The organism is Saccharibacillus sp. JS10, assembly GCF_024436065.1.
GTDB lineage: Bacteria > Bacillota > Bacilli > Paenibacillales > Paenibacillaceae > Saccharibacillus.
On the sequence record NZ_JANFNS010000003.1, the window covers coordinates 173561 to 198625 of the forward strand.

A 25065-nucleotide genomic window follows, 5' to 3' on the forward strand; every position below is an offset into this window, starting at 1 on the left:
AAATTCGTTAGCGTATGCTTACGATGTGTCTTTCTTCGAAAGCCTTTAGGTCGCGTGTTGAAATCGGGAAAATTTGATTGGAAATTTTGTTTGTGTTTTCCCGATTAACGATGCAAATTTGACGGTGTATGACCGGAAAATCTGCATCACAAAGGCGAACGCTAAAAGCATATGCTTCCGAAGTATCTTTTCTTCGAAAAGATTTGACTGCACTGAATTTCTCTCTCCGCTCTGGGCATCGCATCTACGGTTTTTTTAGAGGGGGTGGAGCCGCTCCCTTGTTGGGGAGCGGCTATTCCTGTCTGCGTACAGTAGAAGGCAAAGGACGAAATTGCTTCTATCTGCTCAAAAAAGTGAAACAGAAAGCCCGTAACTGACAGATGATGCTGTCAGTTACGGGCTTGGATGAAGATTGGGAGTGAAGTTGAAAATTCTAAAAGGAAAAGATAGGCATGATAATGGATTAGAATGTCTTCTTGTTAGAAGCGGATTTGCGTAGTGGACTGAAAGGTTGGGTTCAGTCGTTAAAATAATAGTTGGACTTAAGGTCGTCCAACAGGGGCGGATGCTTGGGTTGCCAGTCGAGCAGCGTTTGCGTCTGCTCGCTGGAAGCTCGGCAGTCGCCGGAAGCGGCAAAGTTCAGCCAGCCGAAATGTGTGCTGGCTTCTTCGGGCGCGATCGAACGCGCGGGAAGATCCGATCTGCGGCTGATCGCTTCGGCGATCTCGCGGAAAGGCACGCCTTCTTCGGCTATGCCATGCAGCCGAGAACCCGCAGGCGCGGATTCCAGCGCCAAGCGGAACAGCCGAGCCGCGTCCAGCCGATGAATGGCTGGCCAATGGTTGCCGCCTTCTCCGACGTAGGCGGAGAAGCCTTTGTCGCGCGCGATCTGAACGAGCGCGCGGGCAAAGCCGTAATCGTGTTCGCCGTGCACCGTCGGTGCGAGGCGAACGACCGATGAGCGGATGCCGCGCGCGGCAAGTTCGCTCACCGCCGCTTCGGCGTAACGTCCGGTGCGGACCGCCGGATCGGCTTCTGTGTTCAGGCGTCCCTGCTCCAGCATCAGGACGCCGGACGTTAGCACGAATGGTTTATTCGTGCCTTGCAAAGCTTCGCCGATCGCGTCCGTCGCCGAACGATCGGCGCGTTCCGCTCCTTGGCGATCCGAGAAATCATGGATATACGCCAGATGGATGACGCCGTCCGCTTCCTTCGCAGCTTCGCGAAGAATATCCAAATCTTCGATCGATCCCCGGCATACCTTCGCTCCTGCTAATTCCAAAGCTTCCGCTCCTTTTTCCGAGCGCGCAAGCCCTACTACTTCATGCCCGGCATCCAGAAGTTCGCGTACAACCGCCGTTCCGATAAACCCTGTTGCTCCTGTGACGAATACTTTCATTTTTACTCCTCCGCTTCTATGGTCTTAGTATAGAAATCCTTATATAAATCTTTGGTCTTGCTTGTTCACATTTGCAGTCTAAACTATAGAGTTCACTCTATAGCAAGCCCGAATTTTTCATGTTATGATCTACGCATGAATACGACATTTACAAGCAAACAAGTAGCCGAAGAGACAGGACTCAGCGTGCATACCCTACGTTATTACGAACAAGAAGGGCTGATCGACAATATACAGCGCGACATAAACGGATACCGGATCTACTCCGCTTCCGACGTCGTCTGGTTTCATGTCATTACGTATTTCAGGCGAATCGGCTTGTCAGTAAACGAGATCAAACAATTCAATATCCCGAAAGACGGAAGCGGCTCCAGCGCAACCGCTCGTCGCGAATTCATGGAGACCTACCGCGAACGAGTCGTCGAACAAATGAACGAACTTCAACAATCTTTAAATAAAATCGACGACAAAATCGCATTTTTCCGAGACATGGAGAAAACAGAACTCCAAAAAACCCAATCCCCCGTCGTTGAGCGCATGTAAGCTCGCGTGGGCGTATAAAAAAAGCCAACTGCTTAAGCAGTCGGCGTTTTCGCATTATGTAATCTGCAAAAAGATTACCTGTTATTTCGAATAGGAACTTCCCCCCCTACCACCCCCGGAGAAGCCGAGCGGAGAGAGAAATTCAGTGCAGGAGCGTAAGCGTTCGCCTTTGAAATTGAGAAAATTCCAAATAAAAATTCCAATCCGTTTTCTCAATTTCAACAAGCGACCGAAACGAATTTCTCTCGCAGCGGCTCCACATGCGAACACACGTCACAAGATCGAGTTCTCCGACAACAAGCCGATCCGCCGAGCCTCCGCAATCGCCTCCGAACGCGAGCGAACCCCTAATTTCTCAAACACGCGAGTCAAGCTATACTCGACAGTCCGCTGGCTCATCAGCAGTTTGGCAGCAATATCTTTATTGCTACTCCCTCCCGCCACTTCTTGCAAAATCTCTTGTTCGCGCTCATTGATCGAGACCGTCTCCATCGTCTTGTCTTCGCGCGGAGTCACGCGGATATCGCTACGGCGAAGTTGGCGCAGCAAATGCACAGGCACAATCGCTTCGTCGCGCATGGCGCAGCGGATCGCGGTCAGCAATTGCTCGCGGCTTGCCGTTTTGCTGACAAAACCGGACACGCCGGAATCGATCAACACGTTAAAATGCGGGCTAATATCGTATCCGGTATAGATCAGCACACGGCTATCCGGACGCACGCCCATCACTCTCTTCGTCAGTTCCAGACCGCTAATACCCGGCATATTCAGATCAAACAACAAAATATCGAACTCTTCGTTTTGCACCTTTTCCAAAGCTTCAATCGGCAAAGATAGCGAAGTGACCCGCATATCCGGGTCTTGTTCCAGCAGTAGCTTCGTCCCTTCGCCGACCGACGGATGGTCGTCGACTAACAAAATTTTAATCATGCGACTGCCTCCTTTTGCTAAAAATTAGATTTTTCCACGCAGCGGCAGCATGATCTCGGCTTGCATCCCTGCGCCGGGCTTGGAACGCCAAGTAAAGGTTCCTTCAAAACTTCTTACCCGTTCTTTGATCCCCGCTAAGCCCATATGGCTGAAAGAATCGGCGGCGTCTTCTTCATTCATCCCAACGCCGTTGTCGCGGTATTGATAAATAAATTGCTCGCCATTCGTCGCAAGATAAATATAGACGCGAGATGCTTCGGCGTGCTTGGACGCGTTACGAAGCAGCTCTTGCGTAATGCGGTAGATCGCAAGGGTCTGCTCGTCATCCAGCACTTCGGTACTGCCAGCAGCTTCGAATTCCACCGTGTAATCGGTACGCATCTGCGCTTCCATGAACAACTGCTCCATCGCTTGAATGAGTCCCATTTCCATAAGCAGCGGCGGACGTAATTCATTGCAAGTTTCCCGGATCTGATGAATCACATCAAGCAGCCCTTCTTTGATGCGTTCCAATTCCGTATTCAGAGCTTGCGGCATTTCGTAATCCAAGATTGCTGTTTCCAGTCGTCTCAGCCATATAATCTGATCTTGCAGCGCCGAATCATGCAGATCGGAAGCCAGACGTCTACGTTCATTTTCAGATAAGTTAAAAATCAACCGTAACACCCACGAAGGCGTATCGCCTTGCTTGTTCATTTCTTCTTCGAGGTTGCCGATCAACCCTTGAATCAGATACAAATTCTCGAACACGATCGCGCTGTAATTCGCAAGCGTACTGAGCCAGTTGCGTTCATCCGGATTGTAACGGGTATGATTGGCTTTGTCGTCTAACCAGAGCAGATACACCTGTGAGTCTTTGTTCCCGATCACCAAGCAAATCCCTCGCGGTAAGCTCAGTACAACGCCTGGAACCAATTGCTCGGCTTTTTCGCGAAGGACTTGTGCCAATCTGTGCCGTTCCTGTTTTTCCAAGACATCGATGTCTACTTCGTCCATTGAGGGTTCCCAGTTTGTAAAAGCCAAAGCCGACACTTTGATCGTACTTTCGATTTCTTGCTCCAGCGCCCGCTCCAAATCTTCACGCTTCATCACGCGCGATACATGATGGGAAAACCGTTCGAAACTGCCGACCGAACTCAAGCGATTTTTCCCCGTTTTACGCAAATTCCGATCCAAAAATTCTTTGACGAACAACAAAACCACGATAATCAAATAAAAAACGAGAAAAAGACGCACCATCCCGACTTGGTCGAAATGTTCGCTGCGAACCATCCATGCTCCAAGAAGCGCCATAATCGCCGAAGGCACAATTGCAATCGCCGCATAATACAAAAAGCGATTTAACACAAAACCGACATCGAAAATCCGGCGCGTCAGCAGCATATACAAATAAATAACCGGTAGCGTCAATAAAAACGCCGTCGCCGCACCCACCGAAATAAGCGGAAATCCGAACAACCTCGGAATGCTATACAAAAAAATAAATGGCGAAAACGCCAGTGTATGCGCAATCAACGTTAACTTGAATAAAGAATTCAAATCGTCCGAACGGTGTTTCCGATACTTTTGAATCAAACGAAGTACCGCAAAAATATTCGGCAAAGCGAAAAAGACGGTAAATAGCGGAGACTCCCAAGTTAACAAGTTCCGATCTACCAGTTCTCGAATCGCCGTAACCCCGACATGGAAAACCATGCAGACATAAAAGAAGATCATCCAACTTTTATTCGCCAACCGTTCGCCAAAACGCCCCAAATACCGATTCATAAAATGAATAAAAGCGATCGGAACCATCAAAAAGACGAATTCAAACAATAATGTACCGATTGGCTCAAGCCGGTTGACCGTGTAGCCTCCTAAATAAGCCGCTCCTGTAAATAGGAAAAATACAGCTAACCAGAACGAAGAAGGATCGCGGTACGCGTAAATACGCAGCAAAATCGCAAAAATCAAAAATAAAATCGCTGCGGCAAGCGGAGCGAACAAAGGCGATAAAGCTTCGCCGATCGGCAATCGCTGTACTTGAAGCGTCTGCGTCTCCATCCCCGGTTTTATTACCGTAATTTCGTGTACGCGTTCTAACCACCCGTAATGCCGAACCGTATAATGCTGCTCAGGATCTTTTCCATCCACTTCGACAATTCGATCCCCGACTTGTAGACGACCGTCTCCCCAATAACCGGAAGCTACGCTTTCGACGATAACTTGTCCGTTTTCACCCGGCTGTACTTTGACTTGCACCGGCGGCGTGGCGGCGGCTACGTACAAATATTGTGCCACCACCAGTATGTATACCAATAATGCGATTAACCAATTCCATTTTTTCAAAATGAAAATCCTCCGTTGCTTCAGGAATTACCCAACTCTCCAATACGCCAGTTCATCGCTTTTGAGTAGTCGGTCTTCTTTTTTTCCATCGAATATATCACGAAGCGCTTTTTGTTCCAAATCTCCAAGCCCTGCCAGTTGTAGTTGTCCATTTTGAAAAGCCATCCAAGCTTCTTTGCTCCCGCTTAACTTTGCAATCGCTTCTTTCAACATATTCACTCATCCCCCGTAAGTATGAATTCGATACCGCCGAAAAAGTTCTGCTTTTGCTTGTCGTGATCGCCATCGGAAGAAAATAAAATCGGTTTCCGTTATGTAAAAGCGCTTCCGTTTGTTTGGCTTGAGTTCACTATACCAGCGGAGCCTAGAGCAGGAAACGACAATGTATTCGATAATTCCCGCAATTGTGGTTGCGGGACAATTGCGGAGCTTATGTCACTTGCAGGATTTAAACGATCACGATGACAAGGTTTGGAGCAGCACTCGTTTGTAAGGCGCGTCAATAGATAGATTCTCTACAATCTCAAGACAACGGTAATACGCAACTCGCATTCGCACAGACGCGTACGGAATCGCGCCCGAACGCTCTAATCGATCTTGAAAATGCGGCGCTTGTTCTTGAACGTCCTCCAAGCTCGCTCGTCCTTCGAAATAATCAAGCATCCATGCTTCATCGTCTTTTGCTTCTGCAAGCAGCAGTAATACCGGTAACGTTCGTTTACGATTCCAAAAGTCGTTTTTACGTTCGTTACCGGTCAGGTCGAGAATATCGTTTTTGAGCTGCGCAGCAATCCCCAATTGCTCCGCATATTCGCGCGTCTCTGGCTTGATCTCTCCGCAAGCGAGTACTGTCCCGACTTGGCAAGCCATGACAAGCAATGACGCGGATTTGCCGAGAATCATCTCTATATATTGTTCTTCGCTCTCAATATTGTTTAGTAAATCGGTCATTTGACCACTTACGGTATGTAAAGATTGGGCATTGAGCAGAGCTGCCGCCGCGGATTTTCGATCAGGTTCAAAATCGCTTTGCAGCAGCATATGTTGACTTAAAAAAACAAAACCAAGCGCGATGTTCAACGCTAGATCGTGCCGTATCTTGCTCCACGGCGGCGAGTCGTTATCTTGATCTTGCAAGTCATCGATCATATCGAGCGCCAGGATCAAAGCTTCGACCGCGGCTGCGACTTGAATACTTTCGGATTCTAGTTCTCCTTGATACATATTGTAATGCAGCAGCGTCAAATTGCCGAACATACACCGATTTTGCAATTTATACTGTACGCATTCTAAAGCTTGCTGGCGAAGATTTGGTTGTTGAAATCCTTGTTTGACGCCTTCTGTTAAAGCTTGTCCGATCTCTGCGCTCCAATCCATATGTGTTCCTCCCGTTGGTTGATTCTTTGATGATAAAATGGAATACATTTTCCATTTTACAGCGAATCATGAATCAAGATCAATTATCAGGTTAAGTTTCCAGAAAATTTAACTGGGAGGAAATAAAGAAAAACGCCTCTGTAGGGGAGACGTTTAACGTTTTGCAGAAACGCAGTTGCGAGTGAAATTCGTTTTGGTCGCGCGTGGAACGTTAACGCTGCAATCGGCTGCGCTCGAACTCGAGCAGGGCGCCGTAAGAATGAAAAGTTGTGCGCATCGCGCGGATCCGGTTCAGGTAATCGTCGGCGCGAGGGGCTGACGATTGGATGAACGCTTCTAACTTGAGCGAAGATAGGTCGTCTAATTCCCATTGTTGCTTCAATTGCTCCGATAGGGATGCGGCTTCTTCGGTTTGACCCGAAGAATGGAGAGATAGAACTTGTTCGGTGAGAATCATCGCTAACGTATCACGATAGATTTTGGTAGGAAACGCATCTGCTCCGAATTTGAGTCGCTTGTCGATAATCGATTGAATAGCAAGATCAGGTTTCGACGGCACGTCTTGCATCGCCAATACATAATAAAGAACGTTCAGATCGTATAATTCTTTGCCGGGTTGAACCGATTGCCCGGCGAACTGTTGGATATGACGCTTCGAATCGGCAAGCAGCCAATTGCGCTTGTTCATATCCAGCTCATTGGCTGAGACTAGAGCATTCCATGCAAAGTACAAAGCGTAATTGCGACTGCCTAGCAGCATCGCACTTGTACCATCGGTGAGCAGTGTACCGATTCCGATCGCGATAGAAGCAAGACCGAATAGCCCGGCGAATTCTAAAATCCCTTCTGCTTGTCGCAGTACGGCAAGCCCAGCGATCAGGCTAATAATAGGACCTGCTGCGAATACGATCCGCTGCGCGCGGATCGCAGCGGAAAAGCTTTCTTCGTCCCGGTAAGGCGCAATTTCCGAATGAATCGCTCCGAAAAAGAACGGATTCCATCCTCCCCATTTCAAGGAAAGCGGAGCAAAATATACGATAAAAGGTCCCCAGCAAAGTCGGGTCACTTTCGTTCGAGTTCCTAACGCGCCGAGTAGATGCCCGCCTTCATGAAGCAAGATTGCCAAAGCAAAAGCAAGTACAGCTTGCCAAATGATATGCAGCGTAGAAAGCCATTGAATTCGTGCCCATAATCCTTCGCCATTATTGCCGGGCAGTAGGAGGAAAGCAAGCCCTCCTGCCGCTGCGGCTACACCGACGAAGATCAGTATATTCTTTTTCATCTTCATCCTCCTTTGACGTTCGACTGATCGGTTGAACGTTGCGAAGACCGTAAACGTTGATTATTCATCTCCAAAAAAAGTCGCTCCAACATCTGCATCCGGGCGAGCATTAAATGCTCTGCCCATTTTTCGCCTGTGTATGTGCCACTGGACTTGGCATCGTTCATGGCGCTAACCGGGAGAGCGCCTCATACACATTCACACCGCCTACGCCGAAGTCTTTGTCTTTGCCCGGCGTTCCAAAATCGGTTGCGGAATCGAACAACGCACGCTTCACTTGGGACGGGCTTAAGGTTTTGCCTTGTTTGCGTGCTTCTGCAATCAACACCCCTGCCGATGCCGAGACTTTCGGTACAGCCAAGCTTGTCCCAATCATAAATTCATAGCCCGCAGGCAATTCGGCAAGTTTGCTCAGTTCGGATTGCGGCAGGTTCGTCGGGTACGTCGTTAAGCACATGCTCGCCAGATTCAGCTCGCCTTTGGTAAACCAAGTGCTGCCGTAATCGCCAGCCGGCGCCGCGATCATATCGGTTAATCCATAGTTCGAATAATAAGCTTTTTCATGCTGACGATTGTACGCCGATACGGTAATCACTCCCGGCAGACCGCCCGGTGCATGAACCGCAAGTTCGCGCTCTCCCCAACCGAGTTCATTGGCAAGTACGCTCGGATCTCCGATATTATGACCATCCGTACCCGAAGAAGCGACTACGGTCACGCCTTTGAGGTTAGCGTAGATCAAAGCCCGCGCATACGCAAGCAACGCGGCTTGATCGTCTTTTTTGAGTAGCGATTTATACGTACCCAGACTTAAGTTGATTACGTCTACGTCGTCTTTGGATGCTTGGATAATCGCTTCGACGATCCAGGACGTATCGGCGCCGCCGATATCGAATACTTTGTAAGGGACAATGCCCAGATCAGGGCCGACGCCAAGCAGCTTGCCATCGGCAGAGATTGAACCCGCCACCATGGTGCCATGCCCGAGATTATCATCCGTTGATTCGATTCCCGGTACAAAAGAACGTCCTTGACCCACGATACTGTCTGCCAAATCAGGATGGGAAGCGTCGATGCCGCTATCCACGACAGCGATCACTACGTCTCGGCTCCCCCGCTGAATATCATGGCTTTTCCAATCGCCCGTAATTTCTTTGATATCCCAGCCCCATTTTTCATATAAAGGAACTTCTGCGGGTGAACTTTCTTCTACGGTTTCTGTTGCAGATTCATTGATACTCATGGTGTTCATCGACGATGATTTTTGGGAAAGAGAAGCCTTCGAATCCGACTCCGAACTTTCCAGCTCTTGAATCGATTTCAACGCGGCTTGCGAATCGATCGCGCCGGTATCTTCTTTTGGAAGCGTCAATTGAGGATCGCCGCCGGTATCTTCGATCGCATCTTGGAACGTATCGAGCACATCTTGTTCGGCTTGCTGCAACTTTTCGGTAGAAGGCGAACTCAGCCGTACCATACCGATCTCTGGGATTACTTCGACGTCAATATCGTCCCATTTCGAAGTCAGCTCCTTTGCTTCGCTCGGGAACGCATTTTCTTTGAATACAATCAGTCGGCTATAGCTGTCACCGCTCACACTCGGCTGCTTGGCAATCTGAGCAGATAACGTAGACGGAGATGCAGATTCTTCGTTTGAAAGACTTTGCGCGCTTGCCGCTCCTGTAGAAAATACGAGTGATGCCGCCAGACTTCCCAACCACATTTTTCTTGCGTTAAATGACCATTTCATGATTTTCTTCCCCCTTATTCATATACAAGTTGTAATACAGCCCTTTTTGCTTCAACAGTTGACGGTGATTGCCGCTCTCGACGATACTTCCTCCGTCCATCACGATAATGCGGTCGGCATCCATCACGGTACTGAGTCGATGCGCAATTACGATTCGCGTACATTTCATTACGGATAACGATTCTTCGATTCTCGCTTGCGACAAGTTATCGAGTGCGCTCGTCGCTTCGTCCAACAGTAGAATACGCGGTTCGGTAACTAAAGCTCGCGCGAGCAGCAAACGCTGACGTTGACCGCCGGATAGATTCGCGCCGCTCTCTGATACCAACGTTGAATACCCAAGCGGCAGCTGCATAATATCGTCATGGATACTTGCGCGCTGCGCGGCTTGTACGACTTGTTCCAACGTGATCGAATCGTCCATCATGCGGATATTTTCTTCGATCGTACGTTGGAATAACCGCGTATCTTGCAAGATCGAACCGACTTTTTTGCGCAGCGAACGCAAATCAAGCTCTTGCAGCGGCTGTCCGTCATAACGAACTTCGCCTGCTGTCGGCGTATAAAATCCGAGTAACAGCTTCGCGAGCGTCGTTTTCCCTGAACCGGAAGGGCCTACGATCGCGATTTTTTGCCCCGGCTCGATCTGCATATTCAGCCCGGTCACCGCTTCTTTGGTAAACGGCGAATAGCGATACGAGACGTTGCTTAGCTGGACAGATCCTTCCAATTCGTCGACCTGACGGAATCCGTCTTGTTGCTCGGGCTGCGCTTCGATCACATCGTGAATCCGCTGCAAATACGAACCGACGGTAAGGAGTTGCGTGTACGCAGAGCCCAGAGAGACAATCGGAATCATAAATGCCATTGCCAGCGCGTTAAATCCAAGCAATCCGCCGATGGTCATTTGCCCGCTGAGTACCGCCGCGCTGCCTCCCCACAATAGAAGAAGCGGCAAAATAAATTGAATCCCTGTCGAAAAAGACTCTAGGAGCGAGACCCAAATATTGCGCTTTTGCGTGACTTCGAGCTGCCCGACGAATAAGCCGCGCCACGAATCGAAAATGCGTTTTTCCGCACCGGATAATTTGATATCTGTAATGCCATAAATACATTCCGCCAAAAAACTTTGCGTCCGGCTTTGCTCCGTAATTTCGCGACTGGAGAACTTTTTGGTGACCAATGTCGTGACAATCAGCACCGAGAAAATAAATGCGCCCGTGCCGATCACAGTCAAGGCAAGCTTCGGCGCTTGAACCAACATTAATCCCGCATACGAGATCAGCAAAATAAAGTCGATGACGATCGTGACCATACGGTTTGATAAAATTTGCCGGATATACACGTTGGCATTGGTACGGAACATCAGCTCGCCGCCGGTACGCGATTCGAAAAACGAATACGGAAGCCGGAATAACCGTTCGATAAAGATCTGCATCATATTCAAGTCCATGACGCTTTGCAGCCTTGCGACCAGCCAGCCTCGAAGCATGGCAAACACTTCATAGAACACAAATAGCGAGATCAAAGCCAGCCCAATCATCGAGGTTAAATCCCGCTCGCCGCCGATCAGCAGACTATCTGTGATCCAAGCGGTCAGCCCCGGTGCAATCAATCCAAAACTTTGTAGCAATAAGGACACGCCGAGGATCGCGAACAGCCAACGCGGCTGCTTTAATGCCAGTTTGACGAAAAATCCCCAGTCGTTACGACCTTTGCGCTTTTGGAAATTTTCGTCCGGTACGGCGCATAACACATGCCCGCTATATTTTTCTTCTGCTTCTTCAATGCGCATCGTTCGGCGTCCAAATGAAGGATCAACGATGGTAATGCGATGTTTGCCTACTTTTTCAATCACGACAAAATGTTTGCCTTCCCAATGTGCGATCACAGGCAATGGCATACTACGTAAATCCGGAATCCGACAACGGAACGCTTTGCTTTTCATCGAGTAGCCAGACGCGATCGTAATCAATTGAAGAAGTGAACTGCCACCTCTCGATACGCCGTAGCGTTCGCGAATCTCATGCAACGAAACTCGGCAGCCGTAACGTGCCATCACCATCGCAAGACAAGCGATCCCGCATTCCGAATCCTCCATTTGTTCAATAAAGGGCATTCGGGCTTTAAGCATGGGTCAACCTCCGTTCCCGTCTTCTTGGCGCTGCGGACAACGCGTCTACAGGCGGACATATCCATCCGAGGTGACAAGCAAGAATCCCGATCTGGACTCGTGATGCGATCTCCCATTTATCTTTAATAGAGAAAATGATTTCGCCCACCCGCCTGCGACTGATAAACAAGGTCTGTGCAATTTCTACGTCTTTCATGCCTTCCGCGACCAGAATCGCTACTTCTTTTTCCTTTTCGCTCAAATGCATCGTAGTCTCACTCCTAACGTTTATTGAGGGTGCTTGCGTTCATCATAAAACAGTATTTTCCAGCTCGCACCGAAAACACATCGCGCAATTCCCGCCATTTTGTTGCAGAACCTATTGCGGGCAATGGCAAATGAAATTCCGCTATTTTGCGTAGTACCGGAGACTTTTGATCCCGGGTAAGATTAAGCCATGAACAACAGCAACACACACCGCAACACAAACAACTTGCGAAAGGAGGTGGACAAGGATGAATCGAGAACAAGCTCTTCGCTTTTTGGAATCCCAACAACCTGCTGGTGACGCTCTAGTTGAATTGAGTCAAGATGAATTGATGCGTGTGCACGGCGGCGCAGACGTACAACCGGAAACCACTCCGGTATGCGGATTTTTCGTAGGTGTAGGTATCGGCGCAATTATTTCTGCAACAGCATGCTAATCCTTATAACAAACTAAAAAACACATATAATTGGAGGAATTTAAAATGAAAAGACAAGACGTTCTGAATGCACTGGAAACGGTTAACCCTGCTGGCGAAGCTTTGGTTGAATTGAGTCACGCCGAATTGTCCCGCGTATTCGGCGGTGCAGACGTACAACCCGAAACGACACCGGTTTGCGCAGTAGCCGCAACGGTAGCCGCTTCGTCCGCAACATGCGCAGCTGTAGGCGGCGGTGTCGCTGTAGGCGTAACTGTCGTACTGACACTCAAAACTTGCTAAATTAAAAGTAAAAGTAGAACCAACAGTAAAACCGAAACGCCAAGAAATGCTCGACCCAGTGGGTTGCGCAGTTCTTGGCGTTTCGGTTTTTATATTCCTTTCTCATGCCCATTTATATAGAAGAAATCGAATGCAGAAATGCAGTTTTGCGAAGTACAGCGTTAGGTGAGCGGTTGTTATGATGAGGGCATCATTTCATATCGGGAGGAATATTATTATGTCTATGCTGACGAAAACATCGGATACGTTCAACCATGATCGGACGCTCACCGCTGGTTTGTTTTTCAAAGAACGCACAAAGTTATGGGGTCATACGCATTTGAGCGATCAGTTTGTGCAAGAACGCGCAGAAGTCATTCAGCGTTGGAGAACCGATGCGCTGCTACTCGACGATTTGCAGTATCAAGCTTCATTGGAAGCGGCAGGTCTGAATGAAGAACAATTCGGCAGTCTGCTGCTGGCTTCCGCCGACCCGAATATGACTTTCTCACCGCAAGCCAAGCAAGCCGTATCTGAATTAATAGGGATGCAAGAATGGCAAGAAGCGTTGGAACTCAACCGATCGATTCCGATTCAAGAAGGCACGGCGCTCAAACTGATCTCGGCGTTCCGCCCGTTCTTGCTCTGGGCGGCAAAACAATGGGATACCTTTATCGAAAGTCGTGAAGATGTACAAAACATGGTTGACACTGAAGCGCTGCGTGAACGACTAATCCGCGAATTGTCGGAATGTCTGCTTCAGATCGGCGCACGGACGCTGGTGCTGGAGCTGCATGTAGCGAAGCAATTAGAAGAACTCGAAGGCGACACACCGGAAGACCGTTTTCATTCTTTTGTCCAAAAAAAGTTGTGGGATACCGACCAGCTTGAGTTTTTATATGAAGAATATCCGATCTTAGCGCGTATCTTAATGATTCGTACACGCTTTATTGTCGATGCCACAATTGAAGCGGTCGGACGTTTTGCTACAGATCGCGATGAACTGATTACGACGATCGGGCTTTCCGCAGATAGCGGAAAACTGAGCGATTTTGCCGCAGGGATGGGCGATGCCCACCAACAAGGACGTTCGGTCATTCGGATGCGGATGGAGTCGGGTCTACAGCTGGTGTACAAACCGAAACCGCTCGGCGCATCCAAACATTTCAGCCAGTTTCTACATTGGATGAACAATTGCGGCTTCTCGCCTGCGTTCAAACCGATGCGCGTACTGGATAAAAACGAATATGGCTGGGAAGAATTTATTGTGCAACAAGGATGTAACACCACTGAAGAAGTGCAACGTTATTACGGTCGTCTCGGCGGTCTGCTTGCGGTGCTGTATAGTATGCGCGGAACCGATTTTCATATGGAAAACGTCATCGCTTCGGGCGAACATCCGACCCCTATCGATCTGGAAACCGTATTCCACAATATCCCTGCGCTGCATTTCCAAGATACGGCGGATGTCGAAGCGAAGAAAAAAATCGTCGATTCTGTAATTGGAACGGGGCTATTGCCACTCCTACTATATCAAAACGAAGAAGGATTCGGCGTAGAAATGAGCGGTATGGGCGGAGGCGAACAAGTCTTGCCGTTCCCTGTTTTGCAAGTGGAACATGACGAGACCGACAATATGCGTTTTGTACGCAAATCCAAGTCCACCAAAGGTTCGGAAAACGTGCCTTCACTGGGCGGACAACGGACGCATGCCGGGCAGTATGTCGATGAGGTGGTACTCGGATTCCGTCAAGCTTGCCGGATTTTGCGTGAAAATCAACAAGAATTATTGAATCCATCGATTAGCCCATTGGCGGCGTTCCGGCAGGATACCGTGCGGATTATCTTGCGTGCTACGCAGTTCTATGCGAATTTCTTGATGGAATCCGGGCATCCGAATTATACAAAAGATGCGCTGGAGCGCGAAAAATTGCTGGATCGACTGTGGTATACGGTTCTTGACCCTAGAGCGATTGCTTCCGAGCGCGAAGATCTGATGTATGGCGACGTGCCGTACTTCGTCACGAAGCCGGATTCGCTCGATCTATGGGATAGCCGCGGCAAGCAGATTCCGGGCTTTTTCCCGGAAACCAGTTACGATCTGGCGATGCAGCGCATTATCGGTCTGGATCAAGATGAAGAAGACCGCCAAGCGGATTGGATCGTCTGCTCGATCTTGGGTTCGGCAGATTGGCGTTCGGAAGGATCGTCTTGCTGTTCAAGTTCAAGCCGAGAAGCGGCAAACGTGAATACCGGAGTGGTCTCGAAACAAAGTGCAACACCGTCGACCGCAAACCAAGCGGAAGACTTTAACTCCGATTCGGTCTTTTTGGAGCAAGCTTCCGAGATTGGCGATAAACTCCGCCGCGAAGCGATCTTTAGCCAAGGCGGGCACGACGCGACGTGGGTCGGCATCGGCATGAATTACCGCGGGCAATGGAATGCCGCCGCGATGAAAGGCGGTCTGTACGACGGAACCGCCGGCCCTTCGATCTTTTTAGCGCACCTCGGGCGCTTAACGGGCGATGCTCGCCATACCGATCTCGCGAGATTATCGATGCGGACTTCGATTGCTTCGTTGCCGTATCACGCGAGCTTTGGCTCGGCGTTCTACGGGCAAGCTTCGGTCTTGTACGCGATACAGCATTTATCGCGTCTGGGTCTGCAAGAAGCCGATTGGGCAGACAAATCGGCACTCGTTCTGCGCAATCTGCGCGCAGCGGTATCGAACGACCATTGCTACGATGTGCTCGGCGGCGCAGCGGGCATCATCCCCGTATTGCTGGATCTGTACGCATCCAGCGGTTCGGAAGAAGCGCTGGATACCGCGATTCTGTACGGGGATTGGCTGTTGGAACAAGCGGTGCCGCAAGCAGTCGGCACAGGCTGGCGTTCCGCGCTGCAAAACCAGCAGCCGCTCGGCGGTTTTGCGCACGGAGCATCCGGGATCGCTTGGGCGCTGGATCGCTTAGCGACCGTGACCGGGAATCGTCGGTATATCGAAGTTGCCAACTCCGCTCTAAGTTTCGAACGTTCGTTGTATTCGAAAGAAACGAATAACTGGGCGGACTTGCGTAAAGCTTCGACGCAAGAGCAACACCAATCGCACTTCTGGTGCCACGGATCGGCAGGAGTCGGGCTTAGCCGATTGCTGCTTCTGCAAAATCAATCCACTCCAGATGCTGCGAAGCTATTCGGTGGACGCGAAATGCTGCTGGAAGAAACCAATACAGCGATTCAATCTTCGATGGCTCATGGGATCGGAGCGAGTCATAGTCTTTGCCACGGCGACCTGAGTGTTCAAGAATTGCTCCTTCAAGCCGGGAAAACGATGGGCAATACCGAGCATCACGCAGCGGCGCGTCAGCTTGCCGGCAAGATTATTGCCGACAAACACCGTACGGGAAGCTTCCGTACCGGCGTTCCTCGCGGCATTTCCACGCCGGGATTGTTCCTCGGTTACTCCGGCATCGGGTATCAATTGCTGCGCACGATTGATCCGGTCAGCGTCCCTTCTGTTCTGACGCTAGAATTGCCGCCTCTTTCTTAAGAAAACATGTAAAGCCGCTTCGGTCATCTAACGACCAAAGCGGCTTTTTAAAATGATTCTTTTTCACATTGGCTACTACATATCGATTCGCTTATCTACCTGTCTGCGCCGCCGAATAGATCGTAATGATCGTTCCCGTGCTACGGCTATCAGTCTGCCAGTCCATCCCCATTTCCCGAATCATCAACTCTACAATCGACAAGCCAATTCCTGCTCCGTCAGCAGGGCTTAACGGAGTGGTTTTGGAAGCAAGCCGATCAAACTCAGGCAATCCTTGCCCTTTATCGGAAATTTGCACATACGATACGTTGCCATCTTCTAGCTTCCCTACCGATAATCCGATATATTGACCGTCTTTGGCATGACGCACGACATTTTGAAATAGATTATCGAGGATACGCATCAACCATTCACGATCCACTTGCCAAATCCACGCTTCTTCCGGCAGATCGGCATCCACTTGTATCCCTTCTTTTTCAAACACCGGATACCACTGCGCAGCGGCGGTTCGCACGATACGCAGCACATCCGTTTCTTCCAAACGCATCGGGTACCGTCCGGCGGCAATCAGCGTATACGACAATAAATTATCGATCAACCCTCCAAGATCGTCGAGCTTTCGCGACATTAATTGCAGTGATTCTTGCCCGCGTTCGCCAAGCGGTTCGCTTTCCAAAGAATACGCATGGCTACGAATGACCGTCAGCGGCGTTCTCAAATCATGCGACAAATTGGCAATTAACTTTTTGCGCAATTCTTCTTCTTGTTGTTCGCGTTCGCGGCCGTCCCTGAGCTTATGCACCATTTCATTGAACGTGCCTTCCAGCGCGCCGACTTCGTCTTTTTGCTTACTCAGACTGACCGGTAACGGAATTCCTACTTCATCTTGAGCGGTCATTGCTTCTTGAAGCCGGATCAGTCTTTTGCGAATCCGGTAAAAGAACGCCCACGACATAAAAGCAAACAGTAAAAACAACGACACGAATAGCAATACTGCGACGATCTGCGGCAATTTCGCTTCTTGGTTCGGAACTGCCGAATTTGTATATTGCCTGGACACTTCTGCAATTAAAAATCCTTGCCCGGCGTCTGTTTTATCTTCCGGTTTTTCCCCTATAAAAGCGACTACCGTGAAGTTTTGCGAAGATTGCTCTCTCGTTTGCTTCATATAGGCAATAGCATCGCCCGGTGTCCAGACTTCCGGCAGATCGCTTCGAGTCGGCTGTTCGACTAAAACATCGCCTTGATTGTCTGTAGCGACGACTTGCACCAACGGATTTTGAGCGCGGAACGTACGTAACGTCTGCATAATTTCGGTTGGGCTTGCACCGTCAAGTTTGGTCGCCAGATCATGCCATTCTTTTTCTAAATCCGATGTCGATACCGCTTGCTGCGGATTAATGGTCGGAGGTTGAGGCTTCCAGATCAAGTAGGTATAACCTAGATACAGTGCCAATACAACAATCAAAATCATCGGTAACAAAAAAATCGCAAAACCGACCAACATCAAATATCGAGCCATCAGCGAATGACGAAATTTGCCATGTCTAACTTTGATCTTTTTCATCCGCGTACCCGATAACCAATTCCTCGGATCGTTTCGACAATGGTTGGATTGCCGGGATCTTGTTCTATTTTTTCACGCAAATATCGAATATGTACCATTAAAGTCTTGTCACCGTCGATATAAGGTTCTCCCCATACCGCTTCGTAAATCTGTTCTTTCGTCAAGATCTGACCGATATGCCGCAAAAAGTACATAAAAATATAAAATTGTTTGCCGGTGAGTGCAATTTCTTCTCCGCTATCGGCGTCTTCGATCCGATTTTGTTGTTCGTACACCAGCAAATGTCCGACTTTCCGCACTTCCGGCTGAGCGGGAGCGCTCCGGCGTAACATGACTTCGATCCGCGCCGCCAATTCGTCCGGGTGAAAAGGCTTCGTTAAATAATCGTCGGCAAATTTGAGCGCTTCGATCTTATCGTCAATCGCAGTACGTGCCGACAACATCATGACAGGCATCGACGGACGATCTCGCTTTAGCCGTTTACCCACCGTGAACCCGTCCAGACCCGGCAGCATAATATCCAGCACCGCCGCATCACATTGCTCCGCAGCTTGAGAAGCTTCATCGCCACTTTCAAGCCAGACTACATCGTAGCCGCGCTCTTCCAGATTCCGCACGACCCATTCTCCGATCTGACGTTCATCTTCGATATAGAGTACTGTTTTTTTCGTCATGTATAAAATCCTCCTAACTTCCAAGCTAAGCCTTAATCTTTTCGATATTTCTCTATGATTATGATAGCAGTATTTGCGCGCGAACACCTATTTTCTACCGTTTCTTGTAACACCCTACTCGGGTAATACTTTTTACATTTACACTTCAGACGCTGCTGATATAGATTTCAAAATTTGAGGAGGAACCTCGTCATGACGCTTATCACGCTCGGCTTATTGCTTGGAACTGCCTTGTTGATCAGTGCAGGGATAACCTTTATCGTTCTTCGCCGTAAGAAAATATCGCACAAAAGCAAAAATATTATCGATCTGGCTGAGGTTCGCCGTCTTAAAATGTTGCAGTCTTCCGCTCAATCTTCTATGGCAATCGAAGCGCCCAAACGTAAAGTAAGTTCGGCAAATGGAGCTGAGGTACGCGGATTCGTCCCGAAAAACAGCCCGGTGCGAAACCAAACGTGTACGCGATGCCACAAACAAAGCGAGTCCGTCGGTTTTTACGTCGATCAATACGGGAATTTGGTTGGCGTATGCAGAGAATGCCGCAAGTCGGCAAAAAACCGCGATCTGATGCCTTTATAATTCCATTTTGAAAAAGACTTGGTCTACAGCGAAGCTCGCTTTGGAACTAGGTCTTTTTTGTTTTGTCTCCGCTTTGTTTCTCGCTTGCCTTTTATCGGGTATACCTACTGTGTCGGTGCATATGCGCCATTCCACTATTCCAACATCCATTCTAAGGGGGATTTATCTGATGCTACTTGAAGCGATCGAACACCGACCGAAAATGAACTGGGCTTATACAGTCGATAAAGAAACGATCCATCTACGGATTCGCACGAAAAAAAATGACGTAGACCAAATCTTTGTCATCGGCGGAGATAAATACGCATGGGATCGTACAAAAACAGAAATCCCGATGCGCGTATTCGCGTCCGACGAGCTGTTCGATTATTGGGAATGTGAAGCAAAACCGCCTTACCGTCGTCTCAAATACGGATTCCGGCTGCAAAGCGGTACCGAAAAAGTCTGGATGAACGAAGACGGTTTTCATCATACCGAACGCGAAAACTCCGATGACTTTTACGAAATTGCCTACATCAATCCAGAAGACATCATCCAAACTCCGGAATGGGCAAAAAATGCAGTCTTTTATCAAATTTTCCCTGAGCGCTTCGCGAACGGAGATTCGTCCCGCGATCCGAAAAACGTGCAGCCGTGGGGCGGCAAACCGGAAGTCGATAGCTTTTTCGGCGGCGATCTCGAAGGCGTAAGACAGCATTTGGATTATATCGAGGATCTTGGAATCAACGCGATCTATTTCACGCCGATTTTCCAAGCGCCAAGCAATCATAAATACGATACCGAAGATTATTTAAAGCTCGATCCGCATTTCGGCGATATCGATACTCTCAAACAACTGATCGAAGAATGTCACGGTCGCGGCATCAGAGTCGTTCTCGATGCGGTATTCAACCATTCCGGCAAAACGTTCAAACCGTTCGTCGATGTCAAAAAAAACGGCGCGGATTCCGCTTACGCCGATTGGTTCCATGTGCGCGAATTCCCGATCGACGTCAAAGACGGCATGCCGACTTACGAGACATTCAGCTTCGAGCCGAATATGCCAAAATTCAATACGGGTAATCCCGAGGTTAAAAAATATCTGCTGGAAGCCGCGCGTTATTGGATCGGCGAAGTTGGCTTTGACGGCTGGCGCCTGGACGTTGCCGACGAAGTGGATCACCGCTTCTGGCGCGAATTCCAGACGGTCGTCAAAGAAGCGAAACCAGATGCTTATATCGTAGGCGAGCTCTGGCATGAAGCAACGCCGTGGCTCCAAGGCGATCAATTCGATTCCGCGATGAATTACCCGTTTACGTACGCGGTGCGCGACTTTGTTGCACTTGGCAAAACGGATGCGCAAAAATTTGCTTACTCCCTGTCCAAGCAATTGGCACGCTACCCGCTGCCTGTCAGCCAAGTCGCGTTCAACTTGCTGGATAGCCACGATACCGAGCGGATGTTGACCGTAGCCAGCGGCGATAAAAACAAACTCAAGCTTGCGGTGGCGATCCAAATGACCTACCCGGGTACGCCTTGTATCTATTACGGCGACGAAATTGGCATCGACGGCGGCGCCGATCCCGATTGCCGCAAATGTATGGAATGGGATACGTCCAAACAAGACCGTGAACTGCATGAATTTTATCAAACGATGATTCGTCTGCGTCATCAGTATTCGGCACTTCGCACGGGACGCTTCGAAATCTTGCACGCCGAAGAAGGCGGTCATACGCTCGCTTACCGTCGTCAAGACGAAGAAGCGACCCTGATCTTCGCCGTCAACGCATCCGACAAGTCCCAGTCGATCACCATCGACCTGAACTACACTGACGAGACTCCAGCCGATCATTCTTGGAGCGTTCAATACTCCGGCGGTATCAATCCCGACCTCGACTCTAATGAGCACTTAGAGTCGAAACAAAATAAATTGCCCCTGACTCTACCTGCTTACGGCTACGCCGTATTGAAAGCGGAATAAGAAGGTAGTCAAACCAAAAGAAGACCGGCATGAACTTGCCGTTCTTCTTTTTTGTGTATCGAAAAATCTATTTTTTTTCTTTTAGTCTTTTTTTCTTTTTCTTCTCTCCCTCCACCGTAACTGGGGAAGCGAGCAGACGGAGGGGGGATTTAGTGGAGGAATGAAATGTTCGCCTTTGAAATTGGAAAAACACCATTAAAATTTAAAATCAATTTTTCCAATTTCAACACGCGACCGAAACAAATCTCCCCGCAGTCTGCTCGCTTCCCTATGCTCACCTCATCTCAAACAACTGAAACCGCCGATCCCTCTCCATCCGCTCTATCAACGGCGCTTCGCCCGTCAACTCTACAATCACCCGATCCCAAAATCGTTGCGCCGGAAAATTATTCGAAAGCTGGTGCAGACCCCATCGCCCTCGCTTAGTCGCAAAAACAAGCTGCGCCGCTTTTGATCCGATGCCAGAACGGCGGTATTTACGCATCACAAAAAATTGCGCCAGATAAGCCGCTTCATTTTCCCAGAATTCATGTACCATCGCAAATCCGGCAACTTGCCCGTCTGCTAAAATCAGATACGCATAATTGCCGCCCCACTTTTTCCAATACAATTCGAACTCGGGAAAATACGGATACGTCCCGTCTGAACGAATATCCATACCGGTAAACTCGCTAAAATCATATAAATACAATTGCCAAAGTTGCTCAAACAATTTGCGATCTGCACTTCGTGCTTTGCGTATCTCTACATGATTCATATTCATTTCTATTCCCCTAATCGCTAGAATCTAACTTCAATACGTCTATTGAATATGCTCCACTTTTGCTTTACTGCTTTGCATCGTTTATTCTCTAATTTATCAAACCTATTTTCAAAAATCTATTCTGCATCAAGTTTCGCACCATTTCCTCTGAGGAGTGAACATCCATGATCCAAAGCGGCGATCAAGAACCGTCGATTCGTCTAATTGAAGACACCTTACTGCCAAGCGTAAAGATTGAAAGCATCGATCCGTTCAATCCCGTTGTCGTTCATGTCACCCCAACAGGTTGGACGCTGCTCGGGATCGGCAATTACGCGGCAGTATTCGAACATACATCGCTCCCCGGCAAAGTCGTCAAGATCTATGCGCCTGGACGCTCCGGTTGGGAAGAAGAATGCGAGGTCTATCGCAAACTTGGCTCTCACCCCGCTTATTCGACCTTGTACGGCGCGGACATAGTCGGCGACAAATCGTATCTGGTGCTCAAAAAACTGGAAGGCAAAACGTTCTACAATTGTCTGCGCGACGGCACGTATATTCCTTCGAAAGCGGTCGAAGATGTAGATAACGCGCTGGATTACGCGCGTTCGCGTGGTTTAAATCCCAAAGACGTTCATGGAAAAAACGTCATGCTCAAAAACGGCAGAGGCCTGGTCGTCGATATTTCAGACTTTTTGCAACCGGATCGATGCGTCATGTGGAAAGATTTCAAAAAGGCTTATTCCAAGCTCTATCGACCCCTTATGCCCAAAAAGCATACTTTCGCTATGCCCGATTGGTCAATGAATATGATTCGTCATTTGTATCGGAGGTTTCGCAAAAAAGCTCGTCCCAATCATTCATAGACACAAACCAAATCATAAACAAACAAAAAGCCGACTTCTGATGAAGTCGGCTTTTACGTATTACAATACTTTTTCTAGGAAACTGATTGTACGCTCATGCTTCGGATTGCCGAATACTTCCTCCGGCGAACCTTGCTCTACGATGTAGCCGCCGTCCATAAATACGACGCGGTTGCCCACTTCGCGAGCGAAGCCCATTTCATGTGTCACGATAATCATCGTCATGCCTTCACTAGCCAAATCTTGCATAACGCCGAGTACTTCGCCGACCATCTCCGGGTCAAGCGCGGAAGTTGGTTCGTCGAACAGCATAATATCAGGATTCATCGCCAAAGCGCGAGCAATTGCCACACGCTGCTTTTGACCGCCTGACAGTGAAGATGGGAATGCGTTCGCCTTGTCGGCAAGCCCAACTCGCTCCAGCAAGACGAGAGCTTGTTTTTCAGCTTCGGCTGGTGTCGCCTTTTTCAATTCGATAGGTGCAAATGTGATATTTTTCAATACCGTCATATGCGGGAACAAATTGAAATGTTGGAACACCATCCCGATATTTTCGCGAATTTTATTGATATCTGACTCTTTGCTGGTCAAATCACGATCATCGACAAGCACTTGACCGTCCGTAATTTCTTCCAGCAAGTTCAGGCAGCGCAGAAATGTGCTTTTACCCGAACCGGAAGGCCCGATTACACACACAACTTCGCCTTCTTGAACTTCCATATCGATACCTTTTAGTACATCGTTGCTACCGTAGCTTTTTTTCAAACCTGTAACTTTAACTTTACCCACGGCTTACTCTCCTTTCAAGACGATCCGCGATCTTAGTCAGGATCGTGATTACAATCAGATACATGATCGCCATGACCAGATATACGGTAAACGTATCGTAAGTACGCGCGATAACAAGTTTACCGGATTGCATCAATTCAACCAGACCGATAACGGACATGATCGACGTATCTTTAAGCGTGATGACCATCTGATTGATGAATGAAGGAACCATCACTTTAATGGCTTGCGGTAAAATGATTTTTCGCATTGCCGTTTGGTAAGGAACGCCTAGTGAGCGCGCCGCTTCCATCTGACCTTTGTCAATCGATTGAATACCGCCGCGGATAATTTCGGTCACGTACGCACCTGCGTTCAGCGACAGGGCAATAATTGCAGCAAGCCAGACTTGCATTGTAAATCCAAAAGCTTGCGGAATCGCAAAGTAGACGAACGAGACAAGCAGCAACAGCGGAATACCACGGAAAATGTCTACGAACACCGTCGAAATCCCACGTAAAACCTTATTGTGGCTGACTTTCATCGAACCGAAGATCAGACCCAAAATGAAAGCAAAGAACAAAGAAACAATGGTGTAGTAAATGGTAAGACCCATACCTTTGATAAAGGCTGGCATAGACGTCCAAATGACGTCCCATTTGCTCAATTTGTCGCCCACTACCGCTGTTCCGTCAGCACTCAAGTACTTGGCTTGGATCGCATCGTATTCTCCGTTGGCTTTCAAGTTGGCTAAGCCTTTGTTGAACATTTGCAGCAATTCTTGGTTTTGCCCTTTGTTGACCGCAAAACCATAAGACCCGCCGGGTTCTTTCTCCGTTACGGTCTTCATTCCGTTCCCTTGTGCAATACCGAAAGCCAGTACCGGATAGTCTTCGAAGTAAGCGACCGATCCGCCCGCTTTGACTTCGTCGACTAATTGCGTCGAGTCGTCGAATGTCGCGATCGTAAAGCCATACTTGTCTTTAATCGAATCCGCGAAGGTCGCACCTTCCGTACCGGTTTTTACAGCTACACGTTTTCCACGTAAATCTTCATAACTTTTGATCGTGTCGTTGTTCGCGGCAACGCCCATCATCGGACCTGCTTCGAAATACGGATCAGAGAAGTCGAACGTTTGCTTACGCTCGTCGGTGATACTCATCCCCGCGATGACCCCATCGACGTTGCCCGATTGCAACGCTTGAAGTGCCGCGTTAAATCCCAACGATTGGATACGGACTTCAAATCCTTGATCCGCAGCTATCGCTTTAATTAAATCCATATCGATCCCGACAAAATCACCGTTTGCATCTTGAAATTCAAATGGAGCAAACGTCGTGTCTGTTCCGATCACATACGTCTTCTTCGCTTCGGCGGCGTGTGCCGATGGAATCAAACTTCCCGCGAAGGATGCAAAGAAAATCATCAAAACCAAAAATGCTGTAATCTTTTTCTGAATGCGCATAATTTCCTCCAGTCGCTTTGCGCGGCTTTAGAATTTTTTCTTCATTTTACATGACCATGATAGGAAACACTAGAATTATTCATTAAAAATTTTAATAAGCATTATAAAATGAATTTATGTATCAGACATTGATGTTATATTACATGCCGTGTAACTTGGATAAAAAGCGCTTTCGTTTTTTGAGAAGTTTTGCTTGTTTTTAAACTC

General features: G+C 48.6%; 22 protein-coding genes. 7 read left to right on the forward strand and 15 right to left on the reverse strand.

Going from position 1 to position 25065, the window contains the following annotated elements; all coding sequences use genetic code 11:
- Nucleotides 1-517: 517 nt before the first annotated feature.
- A complete protein-coding gene (locus NOM90_RS11270; protein ID WP_255942059.1) occupies nt 518-1399 on the reverse strand; it encodes an SDR family oxidoreductase in 882 nt (293 codons plus the stop codon).
- A gap of 135 nt (nt 1400-1534) precedes the next feature.
- Between NOM90_RS11270 and NOM90_RS11275 the strand changes: the two genes are divergently transcribed.
- Nucleotides 1535-1942, forward strand: coding sequence for a MerR family transcriptional regulator (locus NOM90_RS11275; RefSeq protein WP_255942060.1), 408 nt, complete (start codon nt 1535-1537; stop codon nt 1940-1942).
- A 273-nt stretch (nt 1943-2215) separates the two neighbouring features.
- Here NOM90_RS11275 and NOM90_RS11280 read toward each other — a convergent pair whose 3' ends face one another.
- The 9 genes from NOM90_RS11280 to NOM90_RS11320 all read right to left on the reverse strand — a co-directional run bounded on the left by NOM90_RS11280 (nt 2216) and on the right by NOM90_RS11320 (nt 11990).
- Nucleotides 2216-2872 carry a response regulator transcription factor gene (locus tag NOM90_RS11280; protein ID WP_255942061.1) on the reverse strand — a complete coding sequence of 219 codons (657 nt, stop codon included), beginning with the start codon at nt 2870-2872 and terminating at the stop codon, nt 2216-2218.
- Between the two features lie 24 nt (nt 2873-2896).
- A complete protein-coding gene (locus NOM90_RS11285) occupies nt 2897-5200 on the reverse strand; it encodes an ATP-binding protein (RefSeq protein ID WP_255942062.1) in 2304 nt (767 codons plus the stop codon).
- A gap of 27 nt (nt 5201-5227) precedes the next feature.
- Nucleotides 5228-5413 (reverse strand): competence pheromone ComX, encoded by a 186-nt coding sequence (gene comX, locus NOM90_RS11290; RefSeq protein WP_255942436.1) that lies wholly within the window; start codon nt 5411-5413, stop codon nt 5228-5230.
- 243 nt (nt 5414-5656) lie between these two features.
- Nucleotides 5657-6577: a polyprenyl synthetase family protein gene (locus NOM90_RS11295; protein WP_255942063.1), complete on the reverse strand. Its 921-nt coding sequence runs from the start codon at nt 6575-6577 to the stop codon at nt 5657-5659.
- A gap of 211 nt (nt 6578-6788) precedes the next feature.
- Nucleotides 6789-7859 carry a site-2 protease family protein gene (locus tag NOM90_RS11300; RefSeq protein WP_255942064.1) on the reverse strand — a complete coding sequence of 357 codons (1071 nt, stop codon included), beginning with the start codon at nt 7857-7859 and terminating at the stop codon, nt 6789-6791.
- Nucleotides 7860-7861: 2 nt separating this feature from the next.
- Nucleotides 7862-8026 carry a hypothetical protein gene (locus NOM90_RS11305; RefSeq protein WP_255942065.1) on the reverse strand — a complete coding sequence of 55 codons (165 nt, stop codon included), beginning with the start codon at nt 8024-8026 and terminating at the stop codon, nt 7862-7864.
- The gene (locus NOM90_RS11310) at nt 8023-9609 is read right to left on the reverse strand and encodes a S8 family serine peptidase (protein ID WP_255942066.1); all 1587 of its coding nucleotides are present in this window, start codon (nt 9607-9609) and stop codon (nt 8023-8025) included. The genes NOM90_RS11305 and NOM90_RS11310 overlap by 4 nt, the downstream gene beginning before the upstream one ends.
- Nucleotides 9593-11743, reverse strand: coding sequence for a peptidase domain-containing ABC transporter (locus NOM90_RS11315; protein WP_255942067.1), 2151 nt, complete (start codon nt 11741-11743; stop codon nt 9593-9595). The genes NOM90_RS11310 and NOM90_RS11315 overlap by 17 nt, the downstream gene beginning before the upstream one ends.
- Entirely contained in the window at nt 11736-11990 is a 255-nt protein-coding gene (locus tag NOM90_RS11320; RefSeq protein ID WP_255942068.1) for a LuxR C-terminal-related transcriptional regulator, read from the reverse strand. Before NOM90_RS11320 ends, NOM90_RS11315 begins: the two co-directional genes overlap by 8 nt.
- Before the next feature lie 247 nt (nt 11991-12237).
- Between NOM90_RS11320 and NOM90_RS11325 the strand changes: the two genes are divergently transcribed.
- The 3 genes from NOM90_RS11325 to NOM90_RS11335 all read left to right on the forward strand — a co-directional run bounded on the left by NOM90_RS11325 (nt 12238) and on the right by NOM90_RS11335 (nt 16237).
- Complete coding sequence (locus NOM90_RS11325) at nt 12238-12426, forward strand: mersacidin family lantibiotic (protein WP_255942069.1); 189 nt, start codon at nt 12238-12240, stop codon at nt 12424-12426.
- Between the two features lie 45 nt (nt 12427-12471).
- Complete coding sequence (locus NOM90_RS11330; RefSeq protein ID WP_255942071.1) at nt 12472-12708, forward strand: mersacidin family lantibiotic; 237 nt, start codon at nt 12472-12474, stop codon at nt 12706-12708.
- A gap of 217 nt (nt 12709-12925) precedes the next feature.
- A complete protein-coding gene (locus NOM90_RS11335; RefSeq protein WP_255942073.1) occupies nt 12926-16237 on the forward strand; it encodes a type 2 lanthipeptide synthetase LanM family protein in 3312 nt (1103 codons plus the stop codon).
- A gap of 91 nt (nt 16238-16328) precedes the next feature.
- On the opposite strand, the gene NOM90_RS11340 is transcribed toward NOM90_RS11335, so the two are convergent.
- A complete protein-coding gene (locus tag NOM90_RS11340) occupies nt 16329-17804 on the reverse strand; it encodes a sensor histidine kinase (protein ID WP_255942075.1) in 1476 nt (491 codons plus the stop codon).
- Nucleotides 17801-18478, reverse strand: a complete 678-nt coding sequence (locus tag NOM90_RS11345; protein ID WP_255942077.1) for a response regulator transcription factor — start codon at nt 18476-18478, stop codon at nt 17801-17803. Before NOM90_RS11345 ends, NOM90_RS11340 begins: the two co-directional genes overlap by 4 nt.
- A gap of 192 nt (nt 18479-18670) precedes the next feature.
- On the opposite strand from NOM90_RS11345, the gene NOM90_RS11350 reads away from it, so the two are divergent.
- Complete coding sequence (locus tag NOM90_RS11350; protein ID WP_255942079.1) at nt 18671-19057, forward strand: hypothetical protein; 387 nt, start codon at nt 18671-18673, stop codon at nt 19055-19057.
- Nucleotides 19058-19226: 169 nt separating this feature from the next.
- Nucleotides 19227-21017: an alpha-glycosidase gene (locus NOM90_RS11355; protein ID WP_255942080.1), complete on the forward strand. Its 1791-nt coding sequence runs from the start codon at nt 19227-19229 to the stop codon at nt 21015-21017.
- A 274-nt stretch (nt 21018-21291) separates the two neighbouring features.
- On the opposite strand, the gene NOM90_RS11360 is transcribed toward NOM90_RS11355, so the two are convergent.
- Nucleotides 21292-21780: a GNAT family N-acetyltransferase gene (locus NOM90_RS11360; RefSeq protein ID WP_255942081.1), complete on the reverse strand. Its 489-nt coding sequence runs from the start codon at nt 21778-21780 to the stop codon at nt 21292-21294.
- A 164-nt stretch (nt 21781-21944) separates the two neighbouring features.
- Between NOM90_RS11360 and NOM90_RS11365 the strand changes: the two genes are divergently transcribed.
- The gene (locus NOM90_RS11365; RefSeq protein ID WP_255942082.1) at nt 21945-22625 is read left to right on the forward strand and encodes a serine/threonine-protein kinase; all 681 of its coding nucleotides are present in this window, start codon (nt 21945-21947) and stop codon (nt 22623-22625) included.
- Between the two features lie 60 nt (nt 22626-22685).
- Here the strand turns inward: NOM90_RS11365 and NOM90_RS11370 are convergent, their stop codons facing one another.
- A complete protein-coding gene (locus NOM90_RS11370) occupies nt 22686-23414 on the reverse strand; it encodes an amino acid ABC transporter ATP-binding protein (RefSeq protein ID WP_255942083.1) in 729 nt (242 codons plus the stop codon).
- On the reverse strand, nt 23407-24819 hold the full coding sequence (locus tag NOM90_RS11375) for an amino acid ABC transporter substrate-binding protein/permease (protein ID WP_255942437.1): 1413 nt from the start codon (nt 24817-24819) through the stop codon (nt 23407-23409). Before NOM90_RS11375 ends, NOM90_RS11370 begins: the two co-directional genes overlap by 8 nt.
- Nucleotides 24820-25065: the final 246 nt, after the last annotated feature.

Coding starts and splice junctions, on each gene's coding strand:
- NOM90_RS11345 (WP_255942077.1), bottom strand. CDS start 18,478: ATGACGAAAAAAACAGTACTCTATATCGAAGATGAACGTCAGATCGGA.
- NOM90_RS11350 (WP_255942079.1), top strand. CDS start 18,671: ATGACGCTTATCACGCTCGGCTTATTGCTTGGAACTGCCTTGTTGATC.
- comX (WP_255942436.1), bottom strand. CDS start 5,413: ATGTTGAAAGAAGCGATTGCAAAGTTAAGCGGGAGCAAAGAAGCTTGG.
- NOM90_RS11340 (WP_255942075.1), bottom strand. CDS start 17,804: ATGAAAAAGATCAAAGTTAGACATGGCAAATTTCGTCATTCGCTGATG.
- NOM90_RS11275 (WP_255942060.1), top strand. CDS start 1,535: ATGAATACGACATTTACAAGCAAACAAGTAGCCGAAGAGACAGGACTC.
- NOM90_RS11280 (WP_255942061.1), bottom strand. CDS start 2,872: ATGATTAAAATTTTGTTAGTCGACGACCATCCGTCGGTCGGCGAAGGG.
- NOM90_RS11315 (WP_255942067.1), bottom strand. CDS start 11,743: ATGCTTAAAGCCCGAATGCCCTTTATTGAACAAATGGAGGATTCGGAA.
- NOM90_RS11320 (WP_255942068.1), bottom strand. CDS start 11,990: ATGCATTTGAGCGAAAAGGAAAAAGAAGTAGCGATTCTGGTCGCGGAA.
- NOM90_RS11325 (WP_255942069.1), top strand. CDS start 12,238: ATGAATCGAGAACAAGCTCTTCGCTTTTTGGAATCCCAACAACCTGCT.
- NOM90_RS11270 (WP_255942059.1), bottom strand. CDS start 1,399: ATGAAAGTATTCGTCACAGGAGCAACAGGGTTTATCGGAACGGCGGTT.
- NOM90_RS11295 (WP_255942063.1), bottom strand. CDS start 6,577: ATGGATTGGAGCGCAGAGATCGGACAAGCTTTAACAGAAGGCGTCAAA.
- NOM90_RS11310 (WP_255942066.1), bottom strand. CDS start 9,609: ATGAAATGGTCATTTAACGCAAGAAAAATGTGGTTGGGAAGTCTGGCG.
- NOM90_RS11305 (WP_255942065.1), bottom strand. CDS start 8,026: ATGAACGATGCCAAGTCCAGTGGCACATACACAGGCGAAAAATGGGCA.
- NOM90_RS11335 (WP_255942073.1), top strand. CDS start 12,926: ATGTCTATGCTGACGAAAACATCGGATACGTTCAACCATGATCGGACG.
- NOM90_RS11330 (WP_255942071.1), top strand. CDS start 12,472: ATGAAAAGACAAGACGTTCTGAATGCACTGGAAACGGTTAACCCTGCT.
- NOM90_RS11300 (WP_255942064.1), bottom strand. CDS start 7,859: ATGAAAAAGAATATACTGATCTTCGTCGGTGTAGCCGCAGCGGCAGGA.
- NOM90_RS11365 (WP_255942082.1), top strand. CDS start 21,945: ATGATCCAAAGCGGCGATCAAGAACCGTCGATTCGTCTAATTGAAGAC.
- NOM90_RS11355 (WP_255942080.1), top strand. CDS start 19,227: ATGCTACTTGAAGCGATCGAACACCGACCGAAAATGAACTGGGCTTAT.
- NOM90_RS11360 (WP_255942081.1), bottom strand. CDS start 21,780: ATGAATATGAATCATGTAGAGATACGCAAAGCACGAAGTGCAGATCGC.
- NOM90_RS11375 (WP_255942437.1), bottom strand. CDS start 24,819: ATGATTTTCTTTGCATCCTTCGCGGGAAGTTTGATTCCATCGGCACAC.